A 26,796-nucleotide genomic window follows, 5' to 3' on the forward strand; every position below is an offset into this window, starting at 1 on the left:
CATGGTTAAACAGAACTATGGAGTAATCATATTTGTTGAGGGAGACACCGAAGTAGAGTTTTATAAATTTTTAATAGAGTGGTTAAAAAGACATGGTTATAAATCAAAAACAAAGGGTCCCGTTATTATTAAAAATCTACACGGAATTGGTGGGTTTAAAAGGATTGCCTTACGTTATTACTTAAATAAAATACTTCCTAAACAAGTAAATACTAAATTTTATGTTGTATTAGCTTATGATACTGATGTATTTGAGTATAGTAACCAACCACCAGTTAATTGGAAAAAGGTTGACAAAGCTTTTAGAGCTTATGGAGCCTTAGATGTAATTCACGTAGAACAACAATATATGATAGAAGATTGGTTTTTACTAGACTCAAAGGGTTTATGTAAACACTTAGGCTTACCCTTAAATACAGTTGTACCAGCTGGCAAAGATGCAAATGAGCGTATGCAAAGGCTTTTTTATAAAGCCAATAAGCTATATTATAAAGGGCATTACACAAAACGCTTTTTAGACGAATTAGACATAGGTTTAATATATAACAAATTAAAACCAGAATTAAAACCATTTGTAGAAATTCTTTTTAATAAAAAGGTGAACTAAATGTTAGCTAATATTTTAGTTGTAGAAGATGATGAAGCTATTCGTTGTATTGTCAAAAAATACTTACAGGTAAATGGATTTAAGGTGCTTGAAGCTAGTGATGGTTTGCAAGCTATGGTTATCATAAAGACTCAAAATATAGACCTAGTAATTTTAGATATTTTAATTCCTCATTTAGATGGTTTTACAGTATGTAAATACATTAGAGAATCAAATACAGTGCCAATTATAATGGTAACAGCAAAAAGCACTGACCATGATAAACTAAAAGGTTATGATTTGGGAGCAGATGATTATGTAGTAAAACCATTTAATCCCCAGGTATTAGTTGCAAAAGTAAAAGCCATGATAACTAGGGCTAACAGGGGTAGTAATATTGATTTTATTAACTTAGGTGGGGTATGTTTAAATAGCTCAGCTCAAACGGTAATAGCAGATAATCAAGAAATAACTTTAACCTATAAAGAATATCAGTTATTAAAAATTCTAATGAAAAATGCTGGCAGGGTCTTTACAAGAGAACAACTATTAAATAAAGTTTGGGGATATGATTATCAAGGCAGTTTAAGAACAGTAGATACCCATATTAAAAGACTGCGTAACAAGTTAGGTACTCAGTCTAAACATATTGTAACTCTTATAAAATCAGGATATAAATTTGAGGCTAAAGATGATAAATTTAAATAAAGTAAAACAGAAATATTTTCATGGAATTTCTCTAAAATTATTTTTAATAGCTAAAATCTTTATCTGTATTTTGCTTCTTTTAAGCTTTACCCCTAATATTATAGTTTTTAGTTTTGCTACTATTGAAATCAACCTAATCTCAATAATAAGTATTTGTTTTATACTCATACTATTTTACACTTATAATAAAATGTTAGCCCAACCTTTAATTAAAATAAATGAGGCTGTAGCGAAAATAACTGATTTGCAATTTCAAACTAACATAAGTATTCATCATAAAGATGAACTTGGAGAACTGGGTCATAATCTTAATTTATTGTCTAAAAAATTAAAAATTACTATTAATCAGCTTGAAAATGAGTTAAATAAAAACACAAATTTATTGAAACAACAACAAGAATTAATAGACGATTTATCTCATGAAATAAAAACTCCGCTAAGTATAATTACTGCCTATACTCAGGCAATAAAAGATAATATCAATCCTCAATTAAATAATGCTTACTTGTGTACAATACTCTCAGAAGTAACAAAAATAAATAGCCTGTTGGTTAAGCTGTTAAATATATCTGCATATGAGTCTGGTGTATTAAACATAAATGCCCAATCTTTTGATTTAGTAGAATTAGTAGAGGAAATAGCGGGTAGAATTTTAATAGATCAGTCTTTAAAGGAATTAAATATAATATGTAATTTACCACAGAGTATTTTTATTAAGGCAGATAAAGACTTGCTAGCAAAAGCTCTTACAAATTTAGTATTGAATGCTTATCTTTATGTAGATGAAAATAACACAATAAAAATTACCATAAAAAATGAAAATAATACAGTACTGTTTGAGCTGTATAACTCATGTGAGTTTATTAGCAATGAGCAGTTAAAAAATATATGGAAAAGGTTTTATCGAATAGATAAATCACGCAGTAAAAATACTGGTGGAAGTGGCTTAGGATTGTCAACTGTTTATCATATATTAAAACTTCATAATTACCAATTTACTGCTAAATATAAAAATAATGGCTTTCATTTTTCATTAATAATATAAAAGTTCACATGTAGGACACATGCTCGAAAACTCCGGAACAAATTTATTTGTTATAGTGCAAATAAATAAAGTGAAGGAGTTGTTTTTATGTTTTTAGGATTACAATGGTATTGGTGGCTGGTTTTGATAGTGCTTTTTGTAGGTGCATTGCCTTTAAAGATTAAGCTAACCAAGAGACTATTAAATAAATCAACTAAAGAAAGTAAACATAAAGATGATTAAAGTTAGTAATCTCCAATTTGCCTACAATAGCAATAATATAGTTTTACACGACCTTAAGTTTAGTGTTAAAAAAGGTGAAATATTTGGTTTTTTAGGACCTAATGGATCAGGAAAGTCAACTACTCAAAAAATTTTAATGGGAATATTACCAAATTATTTTGGAAACGTAAAAGTAAATAATACAGATCTAAAGAAAATAAATAAACATTATTATGAAGACATAGGGGTTCTGTTTGAAATGCCGTATCTCTATAATACACTAAGTGCAGTAGATAACCTAAAATACTTTGCTAGTTTTTATAGTCAAAAAACTAGAGATATAGTTCAATTATTACGATTAGTAGGTCTAAAGTCTGAGTACTTTCACAAACAGGTAAAGCATTATTCAAAAGGCATGAAACAACGTACAAGTATAGCGAGGTGTTTAGTTAATAACCCCAAAATATTATTTTTAGATGAACCTGTTAGTGGTTTAGACCCTAGTGGAGCTGTATTAATAAAAAACATAATAAGAGCTGAAAAAGAGAAAGGAACAACTATATTTTTAACAACACACAATATGTTTGTGGCAGAGCAGCTCTGTGATAGAGTTGCATTTATAGTTGACGGTGAAATAAAGGCTTTAAATTCTCCCCAAAAATTAAAACAAGATTATGCAGCTAATACTCTAGAAATTAAATATTTAAGAGAAGGGATAGAAGAAGTTCAGGTTATATCCATTGAAGAGTTTAAAAGAGGCATAGCAGCTAGCTTCGATAATATTGTAAGTATTAATTCTAAACAAGATAATCTGGAAGATGTTTTTATAAAACTAACTGGCAAGAGGTTACACAATGGTTAAACAATTTATAGCCATTCTTAAAAACGATTTTAAATGTGTAATAAAGAGCAATCAGTATCTTATATTAATATGTTCATTACTAGTTTACACCCTGTATATTAACTGTATCTATATTAATAATAATGTTAATCCATATCCCATAATAATTTTGGATTCCTACAAATCCAGTTTAATTAGTGATACACATGTAAGCTATGTTGATAATGAACAACAGCTATATCAAGAATTACAAAATAATAAGGAAGCTATAGCAGTTAAAACAGCTAATAAAAAATCAGAAATCGTAATAATTGATTCTGGTAGTGAAAAAATTAACAACCTAAAAAAGCTATATGTAACAAGTAAGCTTAAAAGTACAAACATTAAAGCAGATTTTGAGGTGCTTGGTACAATTAGTTTTAAACAACATAAGAGAATAGAAATGACTAGTGTAGTGATTTTTTTCGAGATTACAGCCATTAGCTTTTTAACCATTGCTGCATTATTTTTTAAAGAAAAAGAGCAGGGTATCTTAAAAATAAGTTCTATTATGCCAATTAAAAAACACTACCTTATTTTATCAAAAATTATAGTTTTTCTGTTACTAGATATTTGTTTTGTTGTGATATTGTGTTTACTAAACATAGGTTATAGCTATTTTATGACTGTGTTAATAAATGTGCTAATTCAAGTGTTATTGTTATCACCAATAATGGTTATGTTAGGATTTATTTTTTCATTATTGTATAGAAACTTTAAACAATTTATATTTGCCTATACTGGTATAATTATTTTGTTTACTTCACCTGTTTTTTTATTTGTTAACACCCCTTTTAAGTGGTCTGCCATAGAGTATTTTCCTACCTACTATTTATATACAAACTTACATAAAGCGCTTTATAACAAGCTAAACATGTCTCTAGTAAGCTACCTAGTTTATATCTTAGTGTTGATACTCTTATTTATAATTAATACTAGGTTAATAAGAAATGAAATGAAAAGGAGCTGATAAAATGTTTACTATGATAAAACTACAACTAAAAAATATGTTTAGAGATAAAATTATTATTATTTCAGTTTGTTTGCCTTTAGTACTGGCTATTATAATAAAATTTTATACTCCAGAAAGCTTACTTGTTGATCCTAAAATAGCCATTTTAGAGAATAATTTAAGTAACGTAATGGTTAAAAAATTAAGAAACTATGCTGATGTTGAATTGTTTAAGAGTGTAAACGAATTAGAGAATAAAGTAAAAGTAACTAGTGATGAAACCATTGGCATTATATATGATGAAAAAACAAATATATATAGTTACATTTTGCAAGGAAACGAAACAAACCGTACCAAAGAAATAGCAAGTTCATTAGTTGCCTTTAATGCCAATGGCTACAGCACTATAGGTAATATTAAAATCTTAAAGTGTTCTTCAGAAGGACTCAATAGCAAAGATTTAATTTCTGCTATTGTCATTTTAATTGCTTTTTATATGGGAAGTACATTTGTTACATTTACTATAGTAAGTGAAAAAGAGCAGGGATTAAATCAGGTATTTAAAATATCACCAATTTCAAAATCTAAATTTGCTTTAATAAAAATTATTTTAGGATTTTCTCTTACATGTATAGTTAGTTTTATAGTAGCTCTATTCTTAGTAGACACTAGTAACATATCATTATTATTTTTATTTATTACAGTTTCATCACTCAGTACTGTTAGCTTAGGATTATTTATAGGGTCTTTATCTAAAGATTTAATTACAGCAATCGTTAACACAAAAGTTGTGTTATTAGCATTTATTTTTTTACCATTTATTGCTATTATAATGCCAGATAACCTACAAAAAGTAAAAATATTATTTAATATTTTGCCTAGTTATCCAATCTTTAAGGGTTTGCTAAGTTTTAATAATATAACAACAACTAGTATCTTAACTTGTATAGCTACAATAGCAATTCACATAATTATTTCATACTATCTCTACACAAAAAAGCTATATAATAAATACTATTAGCTTATTTGTTGACATTAATATTAAGCTAAACTATACTAAAAGTAATAACATGAAAGAGGGTGTTCACAATGAAAAAACTACAAAATAATATTTTAGCTAGTAAACTGAATGCCTTGCATATTAGGATAAAGTAAACTTATATCCCTATAGCAGGCCTATGCTGGCTTTAGGGATTTTAAATAGGTAGCTATTTATAGCTTAATAATAAAGTGAGTCCCTATGACATAGGGACTTTTTTATATTTTATTAATAATCCATAAAGTTGGCAACAAAATTATGGAGGTATTTTATTGAACAACACAATAACATTAGTTGATTTAGGTTTTAATGAATCACTTAAATTAGCACTTTTAAACTACAATAAACAACATCAAACTAACTACAAAGCTGGCAGAGTAGCTGTTGTGCAAAGAGACTTATTTACAGTATATTGTGAACATGGTTTGATACCAGCAACAATTACTGGCAAATATTTGTTTGTAAATGGCTTTGATTGTCAGCCAGCCGTTGGTGACTGGGTAGTTTATAAAAAAAGTCAATGCAGCAATAGTAACGCAATTATCTACGATATATTACCACGTTTTAGTAAATTCTCTCGCAAAGTGGCAGGAGATAAACTAAACGAGCAAATCATTGCCTCAAATATTAATTACTTATTTATTTGTATTTCTCTTAATAATGACTTTAACCTTAGCAGGTTAGAGCGTTATTTAACAATGGTTTTTAATAGTGGTGTTATACCTGTTATCATTCTTACTAAATGCGATTTAATTACAGACAAAGATAGTAAAATAAATGAAGTAAAAAACATAGCAGTAGCAGTGAATGTACATGCAATTAGTTCTGTTACAGGAGAAGGCATTTGTGAACTTAACAAATATTGCAAGCAGGGTAACACAATAGCCCTTGTTGGTTCATCTGGAGTAGGTAAATCTACCTTAATTAATCATTTAGCGGGAGAAGAGCTTCTTAAAACCAATACGGTAAGAGAAAAAGACGATAGAGGAAAACATACTACAACACACAGACAATTAATTGTGTTAAAAAATAAAGCAATAGTAATAGATACTCCAGGTATGCGTGAGTTTCATCTATTAGCAGTATCTAATGCTGTAAGTAATACCTTTAAGGATATAGAAGATTTAGCAAAACACTGTAAATTTAAGAATTGTCAGCATAAAACAGAGCCGTGCTGTGCTGTTAAACAGGCAATAGAATATGGAGAGCTCACCCAAACAAGGTTAAATAATTATTTTAAACTGCAAAAAGAGGCAGCCTATATGGCAAAAAAAGAAAAAAGAAAATTAGCGAGAAATAATAGAATTAATAATTATTAATAATGAACAATTGTGGATTTAGTGTAAGTACAATGTGCCAAAAGCACCCAAAACAAAAGGCATTGGAAAGTTACTTCCCAATGCCCTGTTTTATTACTCAAATATAACTTTATTTTCAATTTTACTTTCTGTCATTAAAGTAGTTGTAATTGTTGTTATAAGTTTACTCATTTTAGCATTTTTTATTTGACTTGAAATATAATCCTTTACATCTTCAAGCTTTAACTCTTTATTGCCAGACTGCATTACTATACGTAAAAACTCATCTTCAACTTCTTTGTCAGTTACAACCACTTGACTATATAGATTATTTTCTTTAACATAGTCATTTAAATATTTATCTGTATTTAATTTCTTTTTAAGAATTTCTTTTTGCTCTTCTTCAGTTGTTTTTGCTTCTTTAAGAGCTTCATTAAATTTCTCTACTGATTCATAATTGTCGATTATAGCTTGGTATGCTTTGTCAATGTCTTCTTGAGTTGGTTCATACTCATCTTTAGCTGCATACTGTTCAATCAGCATTTCTCTAATCATTGAGTCTAAAATATTGTTTTTAAGTTGAGTGTCCTGTTCTTTAGTTAAGGTTGTACCATTAGTTTGTAAGTACTCAATATTTTTAGTATATTCAATATCAAATTCGGATTGAATAATATTTTCATCATTCACAACTACTAATACTTTATTGGGGTCTGGGGCAACTTCTTTTTTGCAAGCAGCCATTGTAAAAACTAAAGATACTGCTAAAATTATTAGCATAAATTTTTTTCGCATATTTACCTCTCCATTCAATTGCAATGTGGTTATAATACCATATTGTTGCTAAAAGTGCCAATTCAAAAGTGAAAATTAGCAACGTATTTTAACACTGTTAAAATACGGACGTAATTTCTCCTGTAAATGTTCCAAGTAACTTAGTTCACAGTTTTTTGTTGAGCACAGCTGTGGATTTAAAACATTCTCATTATACTTATAACCCTGCAAAACATATTTTTGGGCACCCCTTAACCACTCTCCAATAATCTGTGCATCTGCGTCTGTATACAGGCTTTCCATTATAGTGGTTCTAAACTCATATTTAATGTTACTAGCTTTTAATAAGTTAACGCTACTAGTGATTTTTACTTTATCACTCTCACTAGCTCCAAACTCATTATATTTAGCTAGAGTAGTTTTTATATCCATTGCTACGTAATCTAAGAGGTTTTGTTGCAATAATGTCTCCAAAACTTTTGGATTTGTACCATTGGTATCTAATTTTACTAAAAAATTATTTGATTTTAACAACATGATAAAGTTTATTAAGTTGGGCCATAGAGTAGGTTCTCCACCAGTAATGCAAACACCTTTAATAAGGTGTTTGCGATTTAATAAATAGTTTAAAAACTCTTCTTCTGTTTTATTGGCCTCTTTAGCAGTTAATAATGTGGAATTATGGCAGTAACAACAGTTAAGATTACATCCACCTATAAAGACAGTTGTCGCTATATTTCCTGGGAAATCGACAAATGATACTGGCATAAAATCAATAATCATAATACTACCTACTGAGCAACTACAAACTCTACTCGGTCTTTAAACTCTTCACGTTTACCATTGTTCCAACATTGAACTGGTCTATAATAGCCTACAACTCTGCTCCAAACCTCACAAGTTAAACCACAGTGAGGACACTCAAAATGTTCACCCTTTAAATGACCATGCTCAGGACAAATAGAGAAAGTTGGAGATAAAGTGAAATACGGAGTTCTAAAATTAGTTGCCAATGATTTAATTAGTTCCTTAGTAACAGCTATATCGCTCATAGCTTCGCCCAAAAATCCGTGCAGAACAGTTCCTCCCGTATAACGAGATTGTAATTCCTCTTGCATTTCAAAAGCAGTGAAAATATCTTCGGTATAGTCCACTGGCAGCTGGGTTGAATTAGTATAGTAAGGTTCATCATTACCAGATGTTATAATGCTAGGATATCTCTTTTTATCTAGCTTAGCTAATCTATAGGTTGTACCTTCTCCAGGAGTCGCCTCAAGATTATACATCATGCCAGATTGTTCTTGCATATCTTGAAGTTTATTACGCATAAAGTCTAGTACTTCAATGGCAAAGTCTTTTCCCTCAGTGGTATCAATACCTTTGCCCATAAAGTTAAGTAGTGCCTCGTGCATTCCTATTAAACCAATGGTATTAAAGTGATTAGACCAATACTCGTTGTTCTGTTCTTTTATATTTCTTAAATAAAACTTAGCATAAGGATATAAACCATTATTGGTCATATTCTCTAATATTTTTCGTTTAATTTCTAAACTAGTACACGCTATATTCATTAACTCATTTATTCTGTTTAAAAACTCACTTTTTGTAGTTGCCATATATCCTATGCGAGGCATGTTAATTGTAACAACACCAATAGAACCAGTTAATGGAGCAGCTCCAAATAAACCACCACCACGTCTTCTTAGTTCTCTATTGTCTAGTCTTAAGCGACAACACATGCTTCTAACATCATCAGGATCAAGGTCACTATTAATAAAGTTAGAGAAGTAAGGTAATCCGTATTTCATAGTCATTTCCATAACTCTATTTATCATAGGGTTTTCCCAATTTAAATCACTCGTAATATTATATGTAGGAATAGGGAAGGTAAAAATTCTTCCACTGGCATCTCCTTCAGTCATAATCTCACAAAATGCTTTATTAATTAAGTCAATCTCATCTTGAAACTCACCCAGCTTTTTATCTTGTTCAGTTCCCCCAACAATAGCAGGTAGTGAAGCTAAAGATTTAGGGCACTGCAAATCCATAGTAATGTTTACAAAGGGAGTTTGAAAACCAACTCGTGTTGGTACGTTTAAATTAAAAATAAACTCCTGCATAGCTTGTTTTACTTCTTTATAACTTAATTTATCATAAAAAACATAAGGGGCTAAATAGGTATCAAAATTACTTAACGCTTGGGCTCCAGCAGCTTCTCCTTGTAGGGTATAAAAGAAGTTAACAATTTGTCCTAAAGCAGTTCTAAAATGGCGTGGTGGTTTGCTTTGAATTTTTCCTTCTACTCCTGTAAAACCATTTTTAAGTAAGTCACCTATATCCCAACCACAACAATAAACAGATAATAAACCGAGGTCATGAATATGAATATCTCCTTCTAAATGAGCTCGACTAACCTCATTAGGATATACCTTTTCAAGCCAATAACGTTTAGTAATTGTAGTGGCTATATGATTATTTAAACCCTGCAAAGAGTATCCCATATTTGAGTTTTCTCTTACATGCCAATCATTGTCTTGAATGTAGTCATCTATTAAACTTCCAATACTTAAGATTGATTCTTTTAAATTCCTAATCTCTTTACGTTGCTTTCTGTAGAGAATAAATGCCTTAGCAGTACGAGCATGTCCTAATTCTATTAAAGTTTTTTCAACAATGTCTTGAATTTCTTCAACAGTTGGAATATCATTAAATTGGTTAGACCTTTCGTACGTGTCTACAACCTGGCGAGCAAGCCTTATTGAAAGCTCTCGGTTATGACCTCCCACAGCCCTTGCGGCTTTAAAAATTGCTTCTGCAATTTTATTAATATTAAAGTCTACTTCTCTTCCATCTCTTTTAATAATTTTTGTTATCATCGGCATCGTCTCCCTAAATAATTGATTAGTGTACTATATATTGTACCTTATATGATGCTAAGCCACAATATATAGTATTAAATATATTTTTTGAAATTGTATTTTAATGTTATAATATGTTGTAAGAACGCTTAACTTCAGAGGGATAAAAAATGAAAAAATATTATTTAGATAACGCTTCAACCACTAAAACTAAGCCCGAAACTGTTTATGATGCAATAAATAATACATTAAGAAACATTGGCTGCAGTCCAAGCCGGGGTAGCTATTATTGCTCACTACAGGCTGGTCGTTTAGTGTTTAAAACAAGAAATAAGTTAGCAAAACTTTTTAATGTAGAAGATAGTCGATATATAGTATTTACACCTGGTATAACTTACTCTATAAATACTGCCTTAAGGGGTTTACTTAATGAAGGTGACCATGTTATAACAACCTGTATGGAGCATAATGCTGTAAGCAGACCATTAAGAACCCTAAAACAGCAAAAAAACATAGATATAACATGGATCCCTGCGGACACTAATGGCCATATAAATATAAGTGATGTAGAAAAAGCAATATTGCCAAATACTAAGCTTATGGTTGTTAACCATGCTTCTAATATAATTGGCACAATCTTGCCTCTGGCAGAAATAACAGCTATTGCAAAAAAACATAATATATACACTATTGCTGATTGTGCTCAAACTGCAGGTTACTGTGACATAAACTTTACGCAGTTAGGTTTAGATGTATTAGCTTTTACAGGACATAAAGCTTTATATGGACCACCAGGAACAGGTGGTATGGTATTGAGTAAAAGAGCAGCAAAAGAAATGAGACCACTAATAGTAGGTGGTACAGGAAGTAGTTCAACAAAACAATTCCAACCAGATCATATGCCTGAAAAATTTGAGAGTGGTACCCAAAATACTGCTGGAATAGCTGGTTTAGGCGCTGGTGTACAATTTATCCTAGATACTAAAACAGAGATCATTAGAAAACATGAGCAACAGCTTTTACAGCAGCTTTTAACGGGTTTAAAGCAAATAGATAATATTAAAATATACTATTCTGGGGATGTGAAACAGCAAGTTCCTACAATATCCATAACTATAAATAATCTAGAGATGGGCGAGATGAGCATTGTTTTAGACGAAAAGTATGGCATAATGACTCGCTCAGGGGTACATTGTTCTCCTTTATCTCATAACTCAGTAGGAACCTTAAAGACAGGTACTATCCGTTTAAGTATAGGCTACTTTAATACAGCCGAAGAAATAACATATGTAATAAAATCTCTTAAGGATTTAGCCCAAGGAGCACCAAGTGAATAAGTATTACCTCAAGCAGCAAATGCCTTGGGGAGAGATAGCTATAGTTTTTAATGATACTAAACAAATTGAATACGTTTCACTTTGTGGAGATTTGCCCCAGAATGTAATTAAAGCAACTTGGTTAGAGTTATCAATAAAGCTACAGAAATATGCAAATGGAGAACCAGTTGAGTTTTTAGAGCGTTTAAAAATAAATCACTTACCTAATTTTACTCGCAATGTTTTACTATGGTTGCAGCAAAACTGTAGATATGGTGAAACAGTTACCTATGGAGACATTGCTAAAGCTTTAGGTAAACCAAAATCAGCAAGAGCTGTAGGTCAAGTGATGGCCAGAAATCAACTACCACTATTTGTACCCTGACATCGGGTATTGGCTAGCACGGGTGCTGGGGGATTTTCAGCTAAAGGTGGCTTAACATTAAAACAGCAAATGCTTAAATTAGAGGGTTATAGTTTGCATTTATAATCCCAATTAAAACTAACATAATACTAAAATAAGATATAGATTATCATGTAATTGGCATGAAATTGAAAACAATATTTTAAAATCATTTAAAAACCATTAAAATAAAGCAAAAAAATAGTTTTATAATTTAGATTTAGCCATATAATATATAGTGTGGTCAAAATTTCGAAACTAAAAAAAACTTAAAATAAAAAGAGGAATTTTGAGATAACTTGTTTAATATACCAATAAGAAAATAATATATAATATTGTAAAATTAAGCATATTTGTAAAAAAGGGTTACTATGCTGTAACATAGTAACCCATACCGAGGGTTAATCCCTACGCACCAGTTAGACTTTACAAATGCAAAAGACCGTCCTGTTGCAGTCAGGGCGGTCTCTTTTTATGTAAAAAGTAATATTATCTCTTACGAGCTGCAATTACCAAGCCAATGATACCAATGACCAGCATCAAAATTTGATAATCTGTCATTAGAATCACCTCCCTATAAAATAAGGAGCGCTAGACCAACCCTGCGGTACTTTAATAGTAGCATATTAATAATTTCTATACAATGCTTAATTTGCCAAATATAAACATATGGTTTTTATTGCCAATTTTTCTGTGAATAATGTCAAATAATGACATCTAAAATACTGTATTAAAAATAAATAAAACATTTATTATCTAAATGGTTCATTAAAAAAGGCGAAAATATTTTCGCCTTTTTTATGCAATTTAGGTCAATATTCTGGTAAAATATAATCATAGTAAAGGGGGCACATAAATGTGAACCCTGTTTGCAACTGTATCAAAAAATCGTTAACACTGGAGCGATAACATGCATGTTAAGGCTGTAAAACAAAAACTAGAAAGTTACTTAAATCAAATAAAATCTTTTTTTCCAAACTATGAGGATCGCCCTCAACAGTACGAAATGATAAGGGCAATATTAAATGGAATATATAAAAAAAAGCATATATTAATTGAAGCAGGAACAGGAACAGGCAAATCCTTAGCATATATTCTGGCTTTATTATCTATCATTAAAGCTAATGAATTAAAAGAAAAAGCGATTATATCTACTTATACTATTAACCTTCAACAACAGCTTATAGAAAAAGATATACCTTTACTGCAAAAAATACTAGATGAAGATTTTAAAGTAGCTATAGCTAAAGGTAGAAGTAATTATTTGTGTCAAAATAGAGTGATGAATGTACTAAATAGTATAGCAGGATTATTTAGTACCGCTGAGGAAGCCCTAAACTATCGGGAGTTATTAGATGAAGTATATGATGGCTCTGGACTTAGGGTTGGGGATCGTGCAGATTTAACTACCTCAGTAATGCCTAGTGTTTGGAATGAAGTATGCTCTAGTAGAGAAACCTGTTTAGAAGATAGCTGTCCTTATGAGTTTAAATGTCAGTTTAAAAAAGCACGTAAAGAGCTTCATAAAGCAGATATAGTAATTGCTAATCACGCCTTGTTTTTTGTAGATTTAATGTTAAGAGGAGATACAACTCAAGAAGAAGGCGGAATACTACCTACCTACGACTACGTAGTGTTTGATGAGGCTCACCATGTAGAAGATGCAGCAACAAGTGCCTTTTCTATAACGGTAGACTCAAAAAGCGTTAATCAGCCAGCAGCATGGCTACAAAACATGTTAAAGCGTGAAGTTGTACGCACAGCCTTAACTGAATGTGGCTATACCTTAAATCATGCCGCACAGTTAAATCAGCAGTATTTTGCCAAATCAAATGAGCTGATGCAGAATATAGAGAAATTAAATGGTAGCTCAATGAGTAAAAGAGTGTCACCATTACAAATTAAAGAGGTTGAAAATAGTTTAAATGATACGCTAACAGAGCTTATAGAAATTACAGATAAAATGAGTAATAACATGGCAATAGATGAAACTACTGCAGCAGAAATAGAAAGGTTGCGCCTTAATTTTCAGGGCATAGCTGATAATATTGATTTTGTATTAAATGCCAAAGGTAGTGACTATGTATATTGGGTTGAATCACGCAATTATCCAGCGGCCTTTGCTGCTCCCTTAAATATTGCTGAAATGATGAATGAAAGAATATTCACCCATGAAACCCCAATTGTATGTACTTCAGCTACCCTAGCTGTGCCAGATATGAACTACTTTGCTTACCGAATGGGTGTCGAAAACTATAACTCCAATATAATATATTCACCATTTAATTATGAAAAACAAGCAAAACTAATAGTACCCAATGATGCTTTGGAACCAGACTTTAATAATATAAATAAGTATGAAAACTATATAGCTAACACTGTGTTAGAGGCACGCAACAAAATTAAAGGTGGAATTTTCGTATTATTTACATCTTATAAAATGTTAGATAGTGTTCATAATTTAGTTGCAAGCAAACTTTTAGTAGACAATAAAACTATTTTAAAGCAGGGTGAAACATCACGAAGCGAGCTAATAAGAAAATTTAAAAGTGATGGTGACGCCATTTTGTTTGGTACTTCATCTTTTTGGGAGGGTGTAGATGTAGCTGGTGATAGCTTAAGGTGCGTTATTATCACTAAATTACCATTTCCAGTTCCAGATGATCCTTTGGCTGAAGCCCGAATGGATAAAATAAAAGCAACTGGCGGCAATCCCTTTGGCAAATATATGTTACCTCAAGCAGTACTACATTTTAAACAAGGTTTTGGCAGACTGATAAGAAGCAAAAGTGATAGCGGCCTAGTTATTGTTACTGATAAACGACTTGTTTCAAAACGTTATGGCAGTAATTTTATAAAAGCATTACCTCAAATATCACTAGATAATGAAATTAAAGATATTAAGCCCCTGTAGGGGTAAACATGCAAAACGTTACAAATAATTGTACCTATGTAGGGTAAGAATTGCATGCGTACCGCCGTAGGTTAATGAGTAATATTACCATAATAATATCTATAATAATACCTAAACCCATTACAAAAACAGCAACTATTTTCATGAAAATTGTACCCATGTAGGGTACGCATTGCATGCGTACCGCTGTAGGTTGATGAGTAATATTACCATAATAATATCTATAATAATACCTAAACCCATTACAAAAACAGCAACTATTTTCATGAAAATTGTACCCATGTAGGGTACGCATTGCATGCGTACCGCCGTAGGTTAATGAGTAAAACCCATAATAATACCTAAACCCATTACAAAAACAGCAACTATTTTCATGAAAATTGTACCCATGTAGGGTACGCATTGCATGCGTATCGCCGTAGGTTAATGAGTAATATTACCATAATAATATCTATAATAGTACCTAAACCCATTACAAAAATAGCAATTATTTTTATGAAAATTGTACCCATGTAGGGTACGCATTGCATGCGTACCGCTGTAGGTTAATGAGTAAAACCCATAATAATTACCAAGGAGAAAAAATGAAATACAAACAAGACTTAATCAAAATACTAAACTCAAACCCTAAATTTATGATGTACCTTGAAACTGCTCACAGGTTAGGTTTAAAAAACTATTGTGTAGGAGCGGGGTCTATAAGAGATACTGTCTGGTCTTATTTACATAATATTAATACAGTTAAATACAAGGATATAGATCTAGCTTACTTCAATAAACAAGAAGATAGAATTAAAGAAGAAGAGTATGAACAACAACTAAATAAATTAGGTTTAAATGTAGAATGGGATGTTAAAAACCAAGCTTTAGTACATGAATGGTATGAGCAGAAATTTGGCATAAAGGTTAAACCCTATACTAGTATAGAAGATGCCATTTCAACATGGCCCGAGCCCGCAACTAGCGTGGCAGTTTATTTAAACCCAAATAATCAAATGCAGGTAATAGCACCTTTAGGATTAGACGATTTGTTTAATATTACTTTACGCAGAAATAAAAAAAGAATAAGTCAAAAAATCTTTGAAGAGCGTTTAAAAAGCAAAGATATGGTGAAAAAATGGCCGAACCTTACAGTAATAAGAAGCTAACGTTTAAGTGATTAAATGAAAAGTCTTTAGCATAAAAAATCAATATAGGCTAATCATAATTACAGAAGTTAAACTAAGGAGAGTAATTTATGATTATTTATAATAAGCTTATAAGAGATAAAATACCCCAAATAATAAAACAACAAGGTAAAAAATGCAATACCAAAGAGTTAAATGATACCGAATATCTACGCTATTTAAACCTAAAACTCAACGAAGAGATTAATGAATATTATGAAAGCCAAAATCCAGATGAACTAGCCGATGTGGTTGAGGTAATCTATGCTTTATTAAAGTATCAAGGCATAAGTATAGAAGAGTTTGAAACTATTAGAAAAACAAAGCTAAAAACTAATGGTGGTTTTAATAAACGACTTTTACTGCTAGAAGTTTCCTCGAAAAAAGGTTGATTAAATAGGGTATGGATAATTATTGTATAATATTGATTTTTCTATTTACATAGTGCTATACAATAATTATCCATCTAAGCTTCTTTTTGTGAAAATCTTAAAAATACTAAGAGGATACACTCTCAAACTGAGTTTGCTGCAGTATATTGTTTTGATTAATCATTTTTTTAAATAAAAGTCGAGATATCAGGCTGGCCATCAGCACTAAGACTGAAAAAATTAATATACAAAAATAAGCTGGTATTTTATCTAACATTCTACCCATAATTGCTTGACCTAGTGGAATAGATGATAATATAAAAGTACTCATAACCGCAGATATTCTACCCATCATATGTCCTGGAATAATTTTTTGACGAGCAGTAATAGATATTACTGATGCCATTGTAATTAGAGCCCCTAGTATAAAAGAAGAAATAATAACTCCTATATAAGCTACCCAAAAGCCAAATGGAAACATATTTGGAATTACAGTAATGCCAGCAAAAATAAATGAAATTCCACATATGCAATAGAGCGCAGGAATCGACTTTTTAAAGTCATATTTTTTCATGAATTTACTAACCAGTAAAGATCCTATAATTGGTCCAGTCATCATTAGAGAGCGAGCTATACCATATAAATTATCTCCTACTTGTAAATTTTGTCGTAGTACATAAGGAAAAGCTATCATTGATACTGGAGCTATAGTAAAGTTTATTATAACTGATCCCATTGTTAGGATTTGTAATACTGGTTTTTGTCTTAAAAAACTAATGCCCTCAGCAAAAGATTTAAAAAATGATTCTTTTTAGCTTTGTGAACACTCTCTTTGTGAACACTTATAAACATTTCAGAGATTGATGAAAGAAAAAAACTAATCCCATTCAATACCATTACAATTAAAAGACCTAGTTGTGAGTACAGAATTCCACCTAACAATGGTGCTAAAATGGTTGTAAAAGACAGTATTAAACGTCTCACAGAGTTTATAGTAGCAAGCTGTTCTTTTTCAACAATATCTGGAATAATGGCAGCTGTAGCCGGCTCAAATAAAACAGTAATCATGCCTAACAGTAAAGTGAAAATATATATTTGAGTAAGGCTCAAGCCGTTATTACAATACAGGAGAGCTACAAACAAAAAAGTAAGAAATCCTGCTATAGCATCGAGTATTACAATTAACTTTTTTCTACTTACTCTGTCTGCTAGCACCCCTGCAAACGGTCCCAAAACAATGCGTGGAATCATACTAAGCAGTATTACATTAGAAAACATAGTAGCAGACTGAGTTGTATCAAGCACATAAAGAGATAAAGCAAATAACTGCATGCTGCTTCCTAAGGTAGATACTAGTTGACCTAAAAGCAGAAGTATAGGGTTTTTACCTTTAATATCTTTAAGATTCATTCTTTTAGCCTTTCTATCATGTTCATTAATTTATAATTATCTTAACTGCTTCATAAAGCTTTGATTCTAATGCTTTTTTATTTAGAGAATAATGCACCTTATTATCATGATGCCATTCTATTTTTACTAATCCAACTTCCACTAATTTTTTCATATGATAGCTGGTGGTTGCTGCAGTTAACTCACATTTTTCGGCTAGCTCTTTGCTATAGCGAGTTGCTTTAGCTAAGAGTTTAAGAACTTGTAATCTTTTTGGGTCTGCTAGAGTTTTAAAAAGCCTTGCAACGTGTTTTTCATTTGCTTGAACGTTTAGCCTCTCAATTAGCGTAAAGCCGTAATGATGGTAATAAGCATCTTCAAAATTCCATAACGCCTGACCAGCATAAGAAAAATACATTGTATATAGGTATATAGGTTTATCAGTTTTATACTCATTCTCAGATTTATACCAAATTATCTCGTTAAAAAAACGATCTTGATCTATATCATAAATTTCTTGATGTTTCTTAACAGTTTTATTTAAATACTCCTTAACATGAGGAACAAACTCTTTAAAGTATTTATGGTAATAATTTTTAAAAATAGAACAGTACCTTCTTTTAATTTCCACTGGATTATGTTTGTATAAAAGAAAGCTTTCAGCATCAGTAGATTTTATATCTGTAATAGGGTTTTTATCAATTGCTAATTTTAGGACATTGTCATTGTCTAAAACAGTTAGGTCAACATGTATTCTACGTAAATACCTGTTAAGCAAGTCATGTGTAGATATATTCTCTAATTCTAGCAAACAATCTTCAATGCTTTTAAACTCATTGGCAATCTCATAAAGCGCAATAAATATTCCTGAAAAGTTTAAAAACACTAAGTCAAAATCTTGTTTCATTATTAAGTCCATGTTTGTCTCTAAATTATGGTAGAAATTATTTATTACTTTAACTTCAGCATAATTGCTTTTTGTAGGAGTAATACCTTGTTTAGTTTTAACTAGGCTTAAAATAGAGCTAAAAAATTCATAGTTAAGGTTATACATTATAATATTATTAGACATTAATTAAACTCCTTTGTGTTAGATGAATATCTAATGTAATTATAAAATAGCTCTAGTTATATGTCAATAATGATAATCAATATCACTAAATCGATTATTGCTTTAAAATAAAAAAACAAGGCTAAAACCTTGCTGGCCTTGTTTTTAATAAAATAGAGTAATTATTTATAGATAAGAGATACAGGTAAAGTCAACACATCCCCACACATTTGAGCAATGAAAATACTTACTACATGGATAAACTGGCTCTTCAACTTGAAGCTTACATGGATTAACTAAAAAAATCATCTTAAAACCTCACTTTTAGAATATAAATTATTAAAATTATTTAAGTAGCAAATTGTTAATAACTAAAATTATAACAGTGGTAACTTCTACAGCCACCATAGGATGTGCAGTTTAAATAATTTCTACAACCTAAAGCTAAGATAGAGTCTTTTGGATTAACTAAAAATTTCATTACTGAAACCTCCCTCATTATCATATATACATTATAACATGTAAAATATTAGTAATTAAAGCATAATATAAAATAAAAAGAGAATTAATGGTTTATTAATAAGTTTAATAATGCTATATTAAGTTTAAAATAACAGAGTCGCCCTAAGGCGACTCTCAAATAATTATCTCATGTTATTTGTTTCTGGTTCTGGGTACTCTACTGCAAAAGTATCCACAGTCATTTCCTTAATGATTGGTGCCTCTACAGGGTTTCCCATACGTGGGTTAATTAATGGGCTATCAACAATAGCTTTAACGGCATCCATTCCCTCAATAACCTTACCAAATCCTGCATAGTTATTATCTAAATGTGGAGCAGGTTTATCCATAATAAAAAACTGTGATCCTGCAGAGTCTGGATGCTGAGCTCTAGCCATAGATAAAACGCCCTCAACATGTTTTAAATCATTTTTTACACCGTTATTATTAAACTCACCTTTAATTCCATAACCTGGTCCACCAGTACCGTTACCTGTTGGGCAACCACCTTGAATTACAAAACCAGGAATAATTCTATGAAATGTTAAACCATTATAAAAACCTTTGTTTATTAAGCTTATAAAATTGTTAACTGTGTTTGGGGCAACTTCTGGATATAATTCTGCTTTAATTACAGAATCATCTTGCATTGTTATAGTAACAATAGGGTTTTGATTACTCATAATATAAATCTCCTAAATGTAGTTTTGTCATAGATATAGTAACATTAAATGCTAATATTTTAAAATTAGTTTGCAAAATATGTTAATTATATATATATTTATTAATAACCGCAAAGTTCGCTAAGATATAAGAAGGGCTTATTATTAATTAGTGTGAACGTGTAAATGTTCTAAGTAGTTTCACGTAAAGGTTGCTTAAGGAGAATGAAATTTTGGAAGAACACTTTAAAACTGTTTTAGATTGTGCTTTTGAAATACACTTGGCCCTGGATTGTTAGAAAATACATATAAGCAATGTTTAGCACATGAAATATCATTAAGAGGTCTAAAGGTAGAGGTTGAAATGGAAATACCAGTAATATACAAGAACATAAAATTGAAATGTGGATATAGGATAGATATCTTGGCAGAAGACTGTATTATAGTTGAAATAAAATCTACTAAGCAAATTAATGATGTGCATTTAGCTCAAATTATGACGTATTTAAAATTATCCAACAAAATGCTGGGATTATTGGCTAATTTTAATGTAAAATATTTAAAGAATGGCATTAAAAGAGTTGTGAATAGATACAAAATATAATATCTATAGGTTTTGGTAAATAAGCTTCCATTTCAATAAGCTGTATCTCTTCATTATCTTTGCGCTCTTTGCGGTTTAATTTTGCTATACTGATAAGTAAGGTAATATTTAAAGATACGGAGGAATAAAAATGAATCAAGAATCAAAACAATTTTTGCAAGATTTAATAACTACCCCCTCACCATCTGGTGCAGAATATGCCATACAACAAAAGTGGATAAACTACACAAAACAATTTGCCCACAAAATACAAACCGATGCAGTTGGCAATGTTATTGCTTGTTTAAACCCTAATAATGAGTTTAAGGTAATGTTGGCAGGACACTGTGATGAAATAGCTTTTGTAGTAAGTTACATAGATGACAATGGATTTTTATCCGTCATAAAAGCTGGAGGCATAAGCCATAAAATAGCTTTAGGCATGAGAGTTAAAGTACTAGGTAAAAATGGACCAATTTATGGTGTTGTTGGGGTGCCAGCAGAACACCACGGTGGGGTAGGTGACAACCTAAAACTTGAAGATATTTATATTGATTGTGGTGCTATAGATAAAGAGGATATGTTGAAGCATGTTAACATAGGTGACTATGTTATATACGACACCAATTATAGCTATATGTTAAATGACAATATTGTGGGTAGAGGTTTAGATAATAAAACAGGTGCTTTTATAGTGGCAGAGGTATTAAAAAGAGTAGCGAAAGCTGAGCCTAAAGTAGGAGTTTATGCTGTAAGCACAGTTAATGAAGAAACCAATATGGGTGGTGCTTACTTTGCTAGTAGTTCCATAAATCCAACCCTAGGAATAGCCTGTGACGTAACCTTTGCTACCGATTACCCTAATGTCAATAATAAAAAACATGGAACTGTTAAAATAGCAGGTGGTCCAGTATTAGCCAAAGGTGCCCCCATAAACCCAGTAGCCAATAGCTTGTTAGCAGAAGTAGCAAGCAAAAATAATATACCAGTACAATACGAATTAACCCCACGAAGCACAGGAACAGATGCCGATAAAATAAGAGTGAGCTGTAAAGGGGTACCTGTTGCTTTAGTATCATTACCAATAAGATACATGCATTCACCCGTAGAGCTTGCCAATACAAACGATATAGAACAAGAAATAGAGATATTAACCCAGTTTATTTTAAGTTTAACAGGTGAAGAGGATTTTAGATTATTAAAAGCATAGAAGTAAAGACAATTTTATACTCATAATAAAAGCACGATATTCTAACTATTACGTTTAGAATATCGTGCTTTATATAAAATCTAATTAAATAATAAGTTATTCTTTTGTTATCTTTTCAGGCTCAGGATACTCTACACCTTTAGTATCAACTGTAACTTTTTTCATTTTAGGTGGATTTTCAGGAGCACCGTATTGCTCATTAACTATTTTAGTTTTAGATAATGCTCTTACGTTTTCTGCACCGTTTATTACCTTGCCAAATGCTGTGAATAAAAAGTCATTTAAATAATTAGTATTAGTTTCACTTATGTCCATATCAGCTATTAAAAATTGAGAACCAGCTGATTCTGTGTAACTAGATCTTGCCATAGATAAAACACCCGCAGTTTGTGAAAGATTATTAAATTCTGATTTTATACTATAACCAGGGTCTCCAGCACCACCGACTTCAGGAGCTCCACCGGCAATGAGTAATTCAGAGTAAATTTGATGGAAGCTTAAACCATCATAAAAGCCTTCATTAATTAAACTAATAAAGTTATTAACAGTATTAGGTGCAAGCTGTGGATAAAGCTCTATTTCAATTTTTTTACCATCTTCCATTTCAATTGTTACAACAGGTAGCTCTTTATCATAAGAGGGAACCTCGGTGGTAAAAATAAGCTTTTCGGGCTCAGAGTATTCCTTACCTTTAGTATCCACAGTTATAGACTCTATAACAGGTGGCTCAACAGGTGTTTCATTATTTGATTTGAGCTCAACCTTCATAATATTTTTAAACTTCTCTAATCCCTCAATAACCTTACCAAAGGCAGCATACTGACCATCTAAATGAGCTGCAGTTTTATCTATAATAAAAAACTGAGTGCCAGCCGAATTTGGTAGTTTGCTACGAGCCATTGAGAAAACACCCTCTTCATGTTTAAGGGTGTTTTCAAAGCCATTACCACTAAATTCACCTCTTATACTATAACCATTATCACCAGTTCCGTTTCCATTAGGGCAACCACCTTGAGCCATAAAGCCTGGCATAATGCGGTGAAAAGTTAAACCATCATAAAACTTTTCCTTAACTAAATAAATGAAATTATTTACAGTATTGGGGGCAATTTCAGGATAAAGCTCAACCTTAAACACATCTCCACTTTTCATGGTAAAAGTAACTACAGGATTGTTAGAAGTATCAGTTGGCGGTTGGCTATTGTTATCCTGTGGCTGACATGCAGTTAAAAACAGCGAAAAGACTAAAATAGTAGCTAAAACTACTAGCATTTTATTTTTCATATTTATCTCCTAATATATTGTTATTTAATAATTGAGTTAAATTGTAAAAAGCAACACCACCTTATTATCTTAAAACTACCTTATATTATTATTGTAAGCACAAGGCTTTAATTAAAGACTGTAGCATTAGTATAATTGTTTCACTAATAACTATAAAAATAATATCATACTTTAATCATTACGTAACAAGTAATTTAGATTTAATCAATAAATAAATTTGCCTTATTATTACTAAAAACTAAGATTATCACCAAAATTGTAATGAAAATATTTCAACCCTTTAAGTAGTTGCCAAATAATAAGAAAGGCTGACACAAGGCCAGCCACTTTGGTCTATTATTAGGCTTAGCTACTTTGCTTTAGTTAAATAACTATGGGCCTCTTTTAGTACAGTAGGAATTTTTATGTTTTGGGGACAGGCACTAAGGCATTTATTACACTCTACACACTTACTAGCATCAATCTCTTTTTCAATCATAAAGGCTTTATAAGAACGAGAGGCACCCTCTAAATCGTTATAAATATTAGCGTTATTGTACAAAGTAAATACCTTTGGAATAGCAACCCCTGCAGGACATGGCAAACAATACTCACAAGCTGTACAGTTAACTTTTGTTCTCTCAATATAAATATTGCGTACCTGTGTTATAAGCTCTAATTCAAAATCAGTTAAGGAGTTAGCTAAAAAGTCATCTGCTTTAGTAACATTTTCTTCAACCTGTTCTATTGTACTCATACCGCTTAATATGGTAACAACACTAGGGTGGTTGGCAACCCATTTAAAGCACCATTCAGCAGGTGTTCTTTTGGTTTCGGCCTTCTCCCAAATATCTTTAATATCATTAGGAACACTGCGAGTTAAACTACCACCACGTAGTGGCTCCATTACAATAACTCCAATGCCTCTATCAGCTGCGTAGTTTAGACCCTCTAAGCCAGCCTGATACTCGGTATCCATAAAGTTTAACTGAATTTGGGCAAAATCCCAAGGGTAAGAATTAATAATCTCTTTAAATACAGCAAGCTCGTCATGAAATGAAAACCCAAAGTGGTTAATTTTGCCTTTGGCACGAGCCTCTTCTAAAAATTTAATAACCCCTAAATCTCTAATTTTTTGCCAACGCTCAGCACTTAAAGCGTGTAACATGTAAAAGTCTATATAATCAGTCTCAAGATTAGCAAGCTGTTCATTTAAATACTTTTCAAAATCAGCATATTCTTCTACTAACCACACAGGGTGTTTTGTTGCCAAATAAACCTTTTCCCTGTAACCATTCTTTAGGGCTCTAGCAACAAACTTTTCACTAGTTCCTTTGTGGTAAGGGTAAGCTGTGTCAATATAATTAACTCCATTATCTATAGCATAGCGAACCATTTTTAGAGCTTCTTCATCGTTAATTTGACCACTGTCGTTATTTAGGTGAGGCAAACGCATACAACCAAAACCTAAAACTGAAATCTTTTTATCTGGTGCACATGGAAAACTTCTATAATGCATAATCCAACCTCCTAAATACCATAAATTAATTTAGAGTACCTAAACAATTATATCATTATCCAATTATTTCTGACAAGTAATACAACTGTACAAACTTATGTGGTAAATTAATATATAACATTATAATAATTAAATGAGGAAAAATAATGGTTAAAAATAGATTTTTAATAGGACATTATGGAAAATATGACTTAAGTAAACAAGATAGAGATTTTAGAGAGTATTTTTTTGGTGTTGAGATATGCTCAATAAGTGATAGTAACGATATAGCTGAGTTAATGAAAGAAGCTAAAAAGAATAATTTTAGTTATGGTGTTCATATGCCAATGAGAGCAGGGCAGTGGAAGCTAAGAGATGCCCAGTTTTTATCCAAAAACAAAAACTGTCAGAAGGAGTCTTATAATTATTTAGAGAGAGAAATAGAGTATATTTCACAGTATAAACCTAACTATATATTAATACATTTTCCAAAACCCATGCTCCTAGATGAAAGAGTAGACTGGAGTAGCTGGAGATTTGCAGATACCAGTGAGTTTTATAACGAAACAGACTATCCGTATGAAATGTTTATGCAAAAAAGTGAGGAGTTTTTTATTTGGCTTACAAAGCAAGCAAAAGCGTATGGTTTTACTCCTGTTTTAGAGTTCGACTTAGTAAATAAGTATATCTATGATAACAAAAAATTTTATGAGCTAATTACCAGTTATCCATTAATTAAAATCTGTTTAGATATCCCAAGGCTTCATTTACAAACACAGCTAGATAAATACTTTAAGGTAGATAGCTTTATTAATCAGTACGCAAAACATACCTATTTAGTTCATTTATCTAATCTTAGCATTGAAAAAGGACTAAACCACTATCCAGCCTTACCTAGCCTAAGCCCAAAAGAGGGTTGGGCGGATGTTGAGACCTATTTAAATAAAATAAAAGAACACAATAATAGCTTTAAGCTTTTATACGAGCACTGGTCAAATGCAGTTAATGCCAAACAACTACAAGAATGTTACGACTGGATAGAGGGTATTTTAAGCTAGAACATGTGTTACTAATACAATTAAATTACTTATCATTATAAAATAAATTATCATTAATACAACATGGAATGACTCCAGATTATAGTGCTGAGGCGTAAGAACTTTTATTAAGCAATAACATCTTCATTTTCCTTTGTGTTCTTGTATAATAAAAGAGTGGTTAAATGTAATGTAGGATTTTTAAACCTTCTATTAAATAAAACCAGCGTAGCGAATTATTATTAATAATTTAGCGAGAGGTAATAACATGAACATAAACCAATATATTAATAGCTTGCATGGAAAAAGCCCCAGTGTTTTAGCTGAGATAGAGCAAAATAATGTAACAGGCAAGATAATTTACCCAACTTTAGGAGCAGAAGCAGGTAGATTTTTATACTGCTATATCTTAGCCCATAAACCAAAACAAATTTTAGAGTTAGGTACAGGCTGTGGTTATGCCACAATCTATATGGCCTTAGCAGCTAAAACATATGGTGGTAAAATAATCTCTATTGAAAATAATTCAAACGTACTGGCTGTTGCTAAAAAAAATGTTAGTAAAGCAAAATGTGAAGATAACGTTACTTTATGTTTAGCTAATGCAGAGCAATATGTGCAAACGTGTGAACTAAAATTCGATTTAATACTTCAAGATACCTATCCACAGCTGTATAGCAAGATGCTTAGTAACTGTATTAATATTTTAAACAAAGGCAAAGCCTTAATAACCCATGATGCTTTAGTAGAAATACTAAATGCTCCACCACAATTAGCTAATGATATGAGTGAGTTTAATACCTTATTAACTAAACAACAAAACTTAAGCTCAGCCTTATTGCCTATGAATGATGGGTTATGGTTATCTATAAAAAAATAAGCCTTGAATTTTTTATAAACTAAGCTATAATTAGTGGTGAAAATTGAATATTAGCATGTTTAGGTGCCTTAGTATTTTAAGGAGAATAGGGAATCAGGTGCAAAACCTGAGCGGACCCGCCACTGTAAGCAGCATAAGCTGTAAGTCAGGAGACCTGCCTATCCATAGTTGCTAGTTACCTTCGGGGAATGAGGTGATGCATTGATAAAGTATG

26 protein-coding genes, 2 pseudogenes and 1 riboswitch are annotated in these 26,796 nt (G+C 31.3%); of the genes and pseudogenes, 17 read left to right on the top strand and 11 right to left on the bottom strand.

Going from position 1 to position 26,796, the window contains the following annotated elements; all coding sequences use genetic code 11:
* The first annotated feature begins 1 nt into the window (after nt 1).
* Nucleotides 2-607, top strand: coding sequence for a hypothetical protein (locus tag IMX26_RS14735; RefSeq protein WP_195159129.1), 606 nt, complete (start codon nt 2-4; stop codon nt 605-607).
* Nucleotides 608-1,294: a response regulator transcription factor gene (locus IMX26_RS14740; RefSeq protein ID WP_195159130.1), complete on the top strand. Its 687-nt coding sequence runs from the start codon at nt 608-610 to the stop codon at nt 1,292-1,294.
* A gap of 18 nt (nt 1,295-1,312) precedes the next feature.
* On the opposite strand, the gene IMX26_RS14745 is transcribed toward IMX26_RS14740, so the two are convergent.
* Nucleotides 1,313-1,462 (bottom strand): hypothetical protein, encoded by a 150-nt coding sequence (locus tag IMX26_RS14745; RefSeq protein ID WP_195159131.1) that lies wholly within the window; start codon nt 1,460-1,462, stop codon nt 1,313-1,315.
* 22 nt (nt 1,463-1,484) lie between these two features.
* On the opposite strand from IMX26_RS14745, the gene IMX26_RS14750 reads away from it, so the two are divergent.
* The 6 genes from IMX26_RS14750 to rsgA all read left to right on the top strand — a co-directional run bounded on the left by IMX26_RS14750 (nt 1,485) and on the right by rsgA (nt 6,730).
* Nucleotides 1,485-2,339, top strand: a complete 855-nt coding sequence (locus tag IMX26_RS14750; RefSeq protein WP_195159132.1) for an ATP-binding protein — start codon at nt 1,485-1,487, stop codon at nt 2,337-2,339.
* Nucleotides 2,340-2,426: 87 nt separating this feature from the next.
* Nucleotides 2,427-2,561, top strand: a complete 135-nt coding sequence (locus IMX26_RS18195) for a hypothetical protein (RefSeq protein WP_279324867.1) — start codon at nt 2,427-2,429, stop codon at nt 2,559-2,561.
* The gene (locus IMX26_RS14755; RefSeq protein ID WP_195159133.1) at nt 2,554-3,402 is read left to right on the top strand and encodes an ABC transporter ATP-binding protein; all 849 of its coding nucleotides are present in this window, start codon (nt 2,554-2,556) and stop codon (nt 3,400-3,402) included. Before IMX26_RS18195 ends, IMX26_RS14755 begins: the two co-directional genes overlap by 8 nt.
* A complete protein-coding gene (locus IMX26_RS14760) occupies nt 3,395-4,390 on the top strand; it encodes an ABC transporter permease (protein WP_195159134.1) in 996 nt (331 codons plus the stop codon). The genes IMX26_RS14755 and IMX26_RS14760 overlap by 8 nt, the downstream gene beginning before the upstream one ends.
* A 13-nt stretch (nt 4,391-4,403) precedes the next feature.
* Nucleotides 4,404-5,393 (top strand): ABC transporter permease, encoded by a 990-nt coding sequence (locus tag IMX26_RS14765; protein ID WP_195159135.1) that lies wholly within the window; start codon nt 4,404-4,406, stop codon nt 5,391-5,393.
* Nucleotides 5,394-5,683: 290 nt separating this feature from the next.
* Nucleotides 5,684-6,730, top strand: a complete 1,047-nt coding sequence (gene rsgA / locus IMX26_RS14770) for a ribosome small subunit-dependent GTPase A (RefSeq protein WP_207729291.1) — start codon at nt 5,684-5,686, stop codon at nt 6,728-6,730.
* A gap of 93 nt (nt 6,731-6,823) precedes the next feature.
* Here rsgA and IMX26_RS14775 read toward each other — a convergent pair whose 3' ends face one another.
* From IMX26_RS14775 to IMX26_RS14785, 3 genes are all read right to left on the bottom strand, one after another.
* Nucleotides 6,824-7,501 carry a SurA N-terminal domain-containing protein gene (locus IMX26_RS14775; RefSeq protein ID WP_195159136.1) on the bottom strand — a complete coding sequence of 226 codons (678 nt, stop codon included), beginning with the start codon at nt 7,499-7,501 and terminating at the stop codon, nt 6,824-6,826.
* A gap of 75 nt (nt 7,502-7,576) precedes the next feature.
* Nucleotides 7,577-8,263, bottom strand: a complete 687-nt coding sequence (locus IMX26_RS14780) for an anaerobic ribonucleoside-triphosphate reductase activating protein (protein ID WP_195159137.1) — start codon at nt 8,261-8,263, stop codon at nt 7,577-7,579.
* Nucleotides 8,264-8,271: 8 nt separating this feature from the next.
* Nucleotides 8,272-10,356, bottom strand: a complete 2,085-nt coding sequence (locus tag IMX26_RS14785) for a ribonucleoside triphosphate reductase (protein WP_207729292.1) — start codon at nt 10,354-10,356, stop codon at nt 8,272-8,274.
* A 152-nt stretch (nt 10,357-10,508) separates the two neighbouring features.
* Here IMX26_RS14785 and IMX26_RS14790 point away from each other — a divergent pair, with 152 nt between their 5' ends.
* The 5 genes from IMX26_RS14790 (at nt 10,509) to IMX26_RS14810 (ending at nt 16,529) form a co-directional block, all read left to right on the top strand.
* On the top strand, nt 10,509-11,675 hold the full coding sequence (locus IMX26_RS14790; protein ID WP_195159139.1) for an aminotransferase class V-fold PLP-dependent enzyme: 1,167 nt from the start codon (nt 10,509-10,511) through the stop codon (nt 11,673-11,675).
* Complete coding sequence (locus tag IMX26_RS14795) at nt 11,668-12,039, top strand: methylated-DNA--[protein]-cysteine S-methyltransferase (RefSeq protein WP_207729293.1); 372 nt, start codon at nt 11,668-11,670, stop codon at nt 12,037-12,039. Before IMX26_RS14790 ends, IMX26_RS14795 begins: the two co-directional genes overlap by 8 nt.
* 928 nt (nt 12,040-12,967) lie before the next feature.
* Entirely contained in the window at nt 12,968-14,971 is a 2,004-nt protein-coding gene (locus IMX26_RS14800) for a helicase C-terminal domain-containing protein (protein ID WP_195159140.1), read from the top strand.
* A 584-nt stretch (nt 14,972-15,555) separates the two neighbouring features.
* Complete coding sequence (locus tag IMX26_RS14805; protein WP_195159141.1) at nt 15,556-16,119, top strand: nucleotidyltransferase family protein; 564 nt, start codon at nt 15,556-15,558, stop codon at nt 16,117-16,119.
* An 89-nt stretch (nt 16,120-16,208) separates the two neighbouring features.
* Nucleotides 16,209-16,529, top strand: a complete 321-nt coding sequence (locus tag IMX26_RS14810) for a nucleoside triphosphate pyrophosphohydrolase (RefSeq protein ID WP_195159142.1) — start codon at nt 16,209-16,211, stop codon at nt 16,527-16,529.
* Nucleotides 16,530-16,635: 106 nt separating this feature from the next.
* Here the strand turns inward: IMX26_RS14810 and IMX26_RS18200 are convergent, their stop codons facing one another.
* The 4 genes from IMX26_RS18200 to IMX26_RS14830 form a co-directional block, all read right to left on the bottom strand.
* Entirely contained in the window at nt 16,636-17,286 is a 651-nt protein-coding gene (locus IMX26_RS18200) for an MFS transporter (protein ID WP_195161425.1), read from the bottom strand.
* A complete protein-coding gene (locus tag IMX26_RS18205; RefSeq protein WP_195159143.1) occupies nt 17,274-17,918 on the bottom strand; it encodes an MFS transporter in 645 nt (214 codons plus the stop codon). Before IMX26_RS18205 ends, IMX26_RS18200 begins: the two co-directional genes overlap by 13 nt.
* A 25-nt stretch (nt 17,919-17,943) precedes the next feature.
* A complete protein-coding gene (locus tag IMX26_RS14825) occupies nt 17,944-18,969 on the bottom strand; it encodes a metalloregulator ArsR/SmtB family transcription factor (protein ID WP_195159144.1) in 1,026 nt (341 codons plus the stop codon).
* Between the two features lie 623 nt (nt 18,970-19,592).
* Nucleotides 19,593-20,132 carry a peptidylprolyl isomerase gene (locus tag IMX26_RS14830; RefSeq protein ID WP_195159145.1) on the bottom strand — a complete coding sequence of 180 codons (540 nt, stop codon included), beginning with the start codon at nt 20,130-20,132 and terminating at the stop codon, nt 19,593-19,595.
* Between the two features lie 265 nt (nt 20,133-20,397).
* Here IMX26_RS14830 and IMX26_RS14835 point away from each other — a divergent pair.
* Together IMX26_RS14835 and IMX26_RS14840 are read left to right on the top strand one after the other, a co-directional pair.
* Nucleotides 20,398-20,715, top strand: a pseudogene (locus tag IMX26_RS14835) (GxxExxY protein); the annotation flags it as partial.
* A 130-nt stretch (nt 20,716-20,845) separates the two neighbouring features.
* Nucleotides 20,846-21,904, top strand: a complete 1,059-nt coding sequence (locus tag IMX26_RS14840) for a M20/M25/M40 family metallo-hydrolase (protein WP_195159146.1) — start codon at nt 20,846-20,848, stop codon at nt 21,902-21,904.
* Nucleotides 21,905-22,000: 96 nt separating this feature from the next.
* Here the strand turns inward: IMX26_RS14840 and IMX26_RS14845 are convergent, their stop codons facing one another.
* The 3 genes and pseudogenes from IMX26_RS14845 to IMX26_RS14850 all read right to left on the bottom strand — a co-directional run bounded on the left by IMX26_RS14845 (nt 22,001) and on the right by IMX26_RS14850 (nt 24,686).
* On the bottom strand, nt 22,001-22,507 hold the full coding sequence (locus tag IMX26_RS14845) for a peptidylprolyl isomerase (protein ID WP_207729356.1): 507 nt from the start codon (nt 22,505-22,507) through the stop codon (nt 22,001-22,003).
* A gap of 57 nt (nt 22,508-22,564) precedes the next feature.
* Nucleotides 22,565-23,056: pseudogene (locus tag IMX26_RS17705) on the bottom strand (peptidylprolyl isomerase); the annotation flags it as partial.
* 481 nt (nt 23,057-23,537) lie between these two features.
* Complete coding sequence (locus IMX26_RS14850; RefSeq protein WP_195159147.1) at nt 23,538-24,686, bottom strand: aldo/keto reductase; 1,149 nt, start codon at nt 24,684-24,686, stop codon at nt 23,538-23,540.
* Nucleotides 24,687-24,832: 146 nt separating this feature from the next.
* Between IMX26_RS14850 and IMX26_RS14855 the strand changes: the two genes are divergently transcribed.
* Both IMX26_RS14855 and IMX26_RS14860 read left to right on the top strand, forming a co-directional pair.
* Nucleotides 24,833-25,723 (top strand): sugar phosphate isomerase/epimerase, encoded by an 891-nt coding sequence (locus tag IMX26_RS14855; RefSeq protein ID WP_195159148.1) that lies wholly within the window; start codon nt 24,833-24,835, stop codon nt 25,721-25,723.
* A gap of 247 nt (nt 25,724-25,970) precedes the next feature.
* A complete protein-coding gene (locus IMX26_RS14860) occupies nt 25,971-26,582 on the top strand; it encodes a methyltransferase domain-containing protein (protein WP_195159149.1) in 612 nt (203 codons plus the stop codon).
* Nucleotides 26,583-26,626: 44 nt separating this feature from the next.
* A riboswitch (cobalamin riboswitch) is annotated at nt 26,627-26,759 on the top strand.
* Nucleotides 26,760-26,796 lie beyond the last annotated feature (37 nt).

The organism is Clostridium sp. 'deep sea' (genome assembly GCF_014931565.1).
Lineage (GTDB): Bacteria > Bacillota > UBA994 > PWPR01 > PWPR01.

Bases quoted from the DNA above. Each gene is read 5' to 3' on its own strand.
- IMX26_RS14735 (WP_195159129.1), top strand. From the start codon at position 2: ATGGTTAAACAGAACTATGGAGTAATCATATTTGTTGAGGGAGACACC.
- IMX26_RS14740 (WP_195159130.1), top strand. From the start codon at position 608: ATGTTAGCTAATATTTTAGTTGTAGAAGATGATGAAGCTATTCGTTGT.
- IMX26_RS14790 (WP_195159139.1), top strand. From the start codon at position 10,509: ATGAAAAAATATTATTTAGATAACGCTTCAACCACTAAAACTAAGCCC.
- IMX26_RS14750 (WP_195159132.1), top strand. From the start codon at position 1,485: ATGTTAGCCCAACCTTTAATTAAAATAAATGAGGCTGTAGCGAAAATA.
- IMX26_RS18205 (WP_195159143.1), bottom strand. From the start codon at position 17,918: ATGAATCTTAAAGATATTAAAGGTAAAAACCCTATACTTCTGCTTTTA.
- IMX26_RS14860 (WP_195159149.1), top strand. From the start codon at position 25,971: ATGAACATAAACCAATATATTAATAGCTTGCATGGAAAAAGCCCCAGT.
- IMX26_RS14785 (WP_207729292.1), bottom strand. From the start codon at position 10,356: ATGATAACAAAAATTATTAAAAGAGATGGAAGAGAAGTAGACTTTAAT.
- IMX26_RS14855 (WP_195159148.1), top strand. From the start codon at position 24,833: ATGGTTAAAAATAGATTTTTAATAGGACATTATGGAAAATATGACTTA.
- IMX26_RS14845 (WP_207729356.1), bottom strand. From the start codon at position 22,507: ATGGAAGATGGTAAAAAAATTGAAATAGAGCTTTATCCACAGCTTGCA.
- IMX26_RS14765 (WP_195159135.1), top strand. From the start codon at position 4,404: ATGATAAAACTACAACTAAAAAATATGTTTAGAGATAAAATTATTATT.
- IMX26_RS14800 (WP_195159140.1), top strand. From the start codon at position 12,968: ATGCATGTTAAGGCTGTAAAACAAAAACTAGAAAGTTACTTAAATCAA.
- IMX26_RS14830 (WP_195159145.1), bottom strand. From the start codon at position 20,132: ATGAGTAATCAAAACCCTATTGTTACTATAACAATGCAAGATGATTCT.
- IMX26_RS14745 (WP_195159131.1), bottom strand. From the start codon at position 1,462: ATGAGTATAAAACAAATACTTATTATTGAGATTAGGTTGATTTCAATA.
- IMX26_RS18195 (WP_279324867.1), top strand. From the start codon at position 2,427: ATGTTTTTAGGATTACAATGGTATTGGTGGCTGGTTTTGATAGTGCTT.
- IMX26_RS14760 (WP_195159134.1), top strand. From the start codon at position 3,395: ATGGTTAAACAATTTATAGCCATTCTTAAAAACGATTTTAAATGTGTA.
- IMX26_RS14825 (WP_195159144.1), bottom strand. From the start codon at position 18,969: ATGTCTAATAATATTATAATGTATAACCTTAACTATGAATTTTTTAGC.
- IMX26_RS14755 (WP_195159133.1), top strand. From the start codon at position 2,554: ATGATTAAAGTTAGTAATCTCCAATTTGCCTACAATAGCAATAATATA.
- IMX26_RS14775 (WP_195159136.1), bottom strand. From the start codon at position 7,501: ATGCGAAAAAAATTTATGCTAATAATTTTAGCAGTATCTTTAGTTTTT.
- IMX26_RS14780 (WP_195159137.1), bottom strand. From the start codon at position 8,263: ATGATTATTGATTTTATGCCAGTATCATTTGTCGATTTCCCAGGAAAT.
- IMX26_RS14850 (WP_195159147.1), bottom strand. From the start codon at position 24,686: ATGCATTATAGAAGTTTTCCATGTGCACCAGATAAAAAGATTTCAGTT.
- IMX26_RS14810 (WP_195159142.1), top strand. From the start codon at position 16,209: ATGATTATTTATAATAAGCTTATAAGAGATAAAATACCCCAAATAATA.
- IMX26_RS14805 (WP_195159141.1), top strand. From the start codon at position 15,556: ATGAAATACAAACAAGACTTAATCAAAATACTAAACTCAAACCCTAAA.
- IMX26_RS14840 (WP_195159146.1), top strand. From the start codon at position 20,846: ATGAATCAAGAATCAAAACAATTTTTGCAAGATTTAATAACTACCCCC.